Origin of the sequence: Enterococcus camelliae (genome assembly GCF_042685105.1) — a bacterium.
GTDB classification, from domain to species: domain Bacteria; phylum Bacillota; class Bacilli; order Lactobacillales; family Enterococcaceae; genus Enterococcus_G; species Enterococcus_G camelliae.
In genome coordinates, this window is the sequence record NZ_JBHUMO010000049.1 from 1 (window position 1) to 4,432 (window position 4,432).

4 protein-coding genes, 2 pseudogenes and 1 other annotated feature are annotated in these 4,432 nt (G+C 38.8%); of the genes and pseudogenes, 2 read left to right on the top strand and 4 right to left on the bottom strand.

What is annotated here, in order from left to right; genetic code table 11:
- Window positions 1-126: 126 nt before the first annotated feature.
- A pseudogene (locus ACFSR0_RS08340) lies at window positions 127-375 on the top strand (helix-turn-helix transcriptional regulator); the annotation flags it as partial.
- Between the two features lie 48 nt (window positions 376-423).
- Window positions 424-945 (top strand): hypothetical protein, encoded by a 522-nt coding sequence (locus ACFSR0_RS08345; protein ID WP_379981785.1) that lies wholly within the window; start codon window positions 424-426, stop codon window positions 943-945.
- Between the two features lie 212 nt (window positions 946-1,157).
- Here the strand turns inward: ACFSR0_RS08345 and ACFSR0_RS08350 are convergent.
- From ACFSR0_RS08350 to infC, 4 genes and pseudogenes are all read right to left on the bottom strand, one after another.
- A pseudogene (locus ACFSR0_RS08350) lies at window positions 1,158-2,720 on the bottom strand (AMP-binding protein).
- A gap of 127 nt (window positions 2,721-2,847) precedes the next feature.
- Window positions 2,848-3,207 (bottom strand): 50S ribosomal protein L20, encoded by a 360-nt coding sequence (rplT, locus tag ACFSR0_RS08355; RefSeq protein WP_379981782.1) that lies wholly within the window; start codon window positions 3,205-3,207, stop codon window positions 2,848-2,850.
- A 69-nt stretch (window positions 3,208-3,276) separates the two neighbouring features.
- Entirely contained in the window at window positions 3,277-3,477 is a 201-nt protein-coding gene (gene rpmI / locus ACFSR0_RS08360; RefSeq protein ID WP_007209112.1) for a 50S ribosomal protein L35, read from the bottom strand.
- Between the two features lie 58 nt (window positions 3,478-3,535).
- Complete coding sequence (infC, locus tag ACFSR0_RS08365; RefSeq protein WP_007209113.1) at window positions 3,536-4,057, bottom strand: translation initiation factor IF-3; 522 nt, start codon at window positions 4,055-4,057, stop codon at window positions 3,536-3,538.
- 43 nt (window positions 4,058-4,100) lie between these two features.
- Window positions 4,101-4,218, bottom strand: a sequence feature (ribosomal protein L20 leader region).
- Between the last annotated feature and the right edge of the window lie 214 nt (window positions 4,219-4,432).

Genomic DNA, 4,432 nt, shown 5'->3' on the forward strand with positions numbered 1-4,432 from the left:
CAATTCAGTTTCTTTGTTGCACGGGTCATTTCGTTATGCCCGTTTCTACACATTGATTTCTCAATATGCTGACTGTACGTTTTCGGAACTTGGTTCCGACGAGCAATTGCTTATATTGAAAAAAATTTGATGGCGGATATAACCGTAGAAAAAATCGCCAAGCAGTCAGGTTTATCCGAATTTCATTTTCAACGAATTTTCAAAAAGCAATTAGGAATGGGGGTATATAAATACGTTCAACAACGACGGATCACACAGGCGTCATTCTTGTTATTGAATACAGATTTGCGAATTATTGATATTTCCATAATAAGTGGTTTTTCATCTCAGGAAGCCTTCACCAGAGTCTTTAAACAATATTATCAACTACCACCTCGACAATACAGAGTGCAATTCAAATATTTTTTTAGGAGGAAAAGAGACATGGACGAGACAAAAATAAAAGGATGGCTAATTTCCGGAAGCAATTTTGATAAATATGAAATCACTTTAGACACTACTTTTTTTCATAGCGGCAAACAATCAGTAAAAATTGATCGAGCAAACGGATTGTATACGGATGATTTTGCTACAATTATGCAGCAAGTCCGTGCTGAAAATTACCGCAATCAAAGAATTCGACTAAGTGCCTATCTAAAATCCAATATGCTCGAAGGTTGGGGTGGTATCTGGTTTCGAATCGATGGCAAGCAGGCCGAGCAGTTAAAATTTGACAACATGCAAAATAGAGCCATTACAGGCACCGAAGACTGGAACTACTATTCCTCCGTACTCGATGTCCCAGAAGAAGCGGAAGTACTCAATTTTGGATTCTTGCTACAAGGTACAGGGACGCTATGGGCAGATGACTTTTGTTTAGAAGCTGTTCCTGAAGATATTCAGACGACCGATTTTGATAGTAGCTACTATCCAGCTGAACCTCAAAATCTATCTTTCTCAGAATAAAAAAATTGCAATCAACTTCAGTTTATTCATTGCTCTTCGTTCTGCATGTCAGTGACAAAATGAAGAGAAGACCTTTTCTGAGCCTAGTTAAAAAAACGAATCCAAACCTTTTTCCTGTTTGGATTCGTTTTTTACTGCGGCTATTCACTTTTTGAAAGTCATACCTATGTCGAGACGGTTCGATTAATTACCAACTACGCATGAAAAATTTTTTACTTTTGATGCTCTTTCAACTCTTTCTCCAATTGCAATCGTTGGACCTTCATCGTTGCTGTGTGAGGAATTTCATCAAATGCACGCATAATCGGATAATGCATATGTGGCAAGTCACTAATCTTTTCCCACCAAGCATCCCAATCCATTTCTTCACCTGGTCTAACAGCTAGTACCGGCTGTGGTTGATTATCCACTCCGCGAATGAGAATAACTTCTTCTAAAAAGTCGAGTTAATCCAATAGGTAATCTTCAATCGCTAAGGTACTGTTCACCGAATCAATCAAATCAACTTGACGATCTTTTAAGTAGAGATGCCCTTGTTCATCCATACTGCCATAATCACCGCTGTCCCACCATTTGCCAAAGACTGTTTTTTGGAATCGAGCATCTTCTCTATAATAGGTCAATGCACGTCCTTTCGATAGGAAGTGAATATGGCCATCGGTGTTTGCTGGTAATACTTGTCCATCTTCATCGCAAATACGGGCTCTTGTAAAATCAGCAAGCCCGACGCCCATATCACGAGCATCTGATTGTTCCAGTGACGCCAATGTGTGTGCTTTGATAATCATCGGACCACATTCACTTTGGCCATATACTTGTAAGAACAGCGGATTTGTCGCTTGTGAAGCTGTCAAAAAAGCCCGCATTGTTCCATTATTGATTGCGTCAAATGTTGAATGATAGTATTTCGTCTTTTCAAAAAGCTCAGGTTGTTCTTTGGCTAACTGCGTCCATTGAACAAAATGATTGGGATGTGTTTCTAAGGCAAATGGTTGATAGGTTCTTAACATCGTTTCCAAGGAATCAAATTGAGGATTCGCCAATGGCATCATTGGAAAACCTAAGGCCATTAAAGAAGACACTCCGATATTAAACCGTGAATGTACTGGTGAAATGTGGAATCCGACTAAAGCGGGGTCTCCCATTTCATTAATAACGGATTTCTGCCAAGCAGTTCGCCACCCCATTGAATTGGCTGAATGACAGATAAGTTTGGGAATCCCCGTTGTTCCTGAAGTATGTGTCATATACGAAATATCATCCAATGCTAGTTCTGCTTCTGGTACTTCGAAAGCCTCTGTTGTCAAGATAGTTGCTACATCGAAAGCCAAATCCGTCAAATCGCGACGAACAACTTTTACTCGCTGTTCCGTTTCTTCATCATAGATTAAGTAGGGCTGTTCCAAACGATCAACAAAAACTTCAATCGTTTCTGGAGGTAAGTGATATGAAACCATGACTGGTATGGCACCTAAATATGAAGTCGCCACTGCCAGTAAATAGGTATCAAATTTGGGGCTCTTGTATAAGAGCACCTTATCTCCTTTACTGATTCCAAGTCGTGCGAATTGATATGCTCGTTTTTGGATCACTTCCAGACTCTCTTGATAGGTTGTTTTTGTTTCTAACTCGGGAAACGCTCCAAGCACTTCATCAAAAATAATAGCTGTAGTAGTGAATTTTTGAGCAGCTTCTGCATAATTATGATAAAGATTCAATGGTTGATGGTCAAAAATTTTCAATAAAAAATCCTTCTTTCCTAGTAATACATTCATTACTATTTTAACGAAATCGCTAACAAAAAGAAAGTGAAATTCAACACAATTTTTTTCTGTTTCTAAATAAAAAAATCCCTACTAAAGCTTAGTAGGGAGAAGCATCACTATTTCGATGTTTTTTTAATTATTTGTTTAAAGCATCTTTCGCTTGGTCAGCTAGCGCAGTGAATGCTGTTGCATCGTTTACAGCTAAGTCAGCTAACATTTTGCGGTTGATATCAATTTCAGCTAATTTCAACCCGTGCATTAATTTAGAATAGCTTAAGCCATTCATACGAGCTGCTGCGTTAATACGAGCAATCCATAATTTACGGAAGTCGCGTTTCTTTTGACGACGATCGCGGAATGCATAGTTATATGAATTCATTACTTGTTCTTTTGCTGTTTTGAACAATGTATGTTTTGATCCGTAATATCCTTTAGCTAATTTAAGCACTCTTTTACGACGTTTACGAGTTACTGTTCCACCTTTAACACGTGCCATGTTTAATTCCTCCTAAATGAATCTTCTCTTGAATTTTTTTCTATTGGAAAGTTTTAAGTTTGCGTATGATTATTTCATGCGCGCTAGTTGCTGACGGATACGTTTGTAATCGCCCTTAGCAACCATGCTTGCTTTACGCAATTGACGACGTTGTTTTTTTGTTTTACCGTGGAAACGGTGACTTGTAAACGCACGGAATCTCTTTAATCCGCCTTTACCAGTACGTTTGACACGTTTTGCTAATCCGCGGTGTGTTTTTTGTTTTGGCATAACTAATTTCCTCCTCAAAATCCTTCGTTATCTGACTTTCACTGAAAGTGAGTGTACTCTACTTGTCGTTTTTAGGCGCTAGCACTAAGAACATGCTACGTCCATCCATCTTCGCTTTTTGTTCAACTGTCGCAACATCCGCAGTTTCTTCCGCTAAGCGATCTAGAACTCTCTGACCAATCTCTTTATGGGTAATGGCGCGACCTTTAAAACGGATAGAAGCTTTCACTTTATCCCCTTTTTCAAGGAACTTACGTGCATTACGTAGTTTTGTATTGAAATCATTGACATCGATCGTTGGACTTAAGCGAACTTCTTTTACACTAATAACTTTTTGTTTCTTACGGGCTTCTCGTTCCTTCTTTTGTTGTTCAAAACGATATTTACCGTAATCCATGATACGAGCAACTGGTGGTTTCGCTGTAGGTGCTACTAGCACAACATCTAAATTGGCTTGTTCTGCAATTTTTAATGCTTCAGCTTTGGTTTTCACTCCAAGTTGATCTCCGTCTTGACTAATCAAACGCAACTCACGCGCACGAATGCCGTCGTTTACCATCATATCCTTTGCTATGGTCATTCACCTCCAAGTTTTTTGAGAGAAAGAAAGAATTACCATCAACCGGGGTACAAAAAAACGAGTTCTAAATTAGAACCCGCACGCAACCCAAGTAAATTGGATAACTATCTGCCCAGCAACATCCATCACAAGGCGAGAAGCGGGTGCTTCTACTTTCATTTCTCAACTTTACCAGTATACCTACTAACAGCGTAAAAGTCAATAGAAAACTCCATAGATGGATTAAATTTTTGTTCATGCTTAATTGCAATATAAAATGCATAAAAAAATCAAAAACCTTTATAGACAGCGAATTACTCAATAATCCAGTGTTACCAACGGTTTAACCCTTGTCTGGCAGTAAGATGCCTCTTACCATTTTTTTGGTGGATTGTT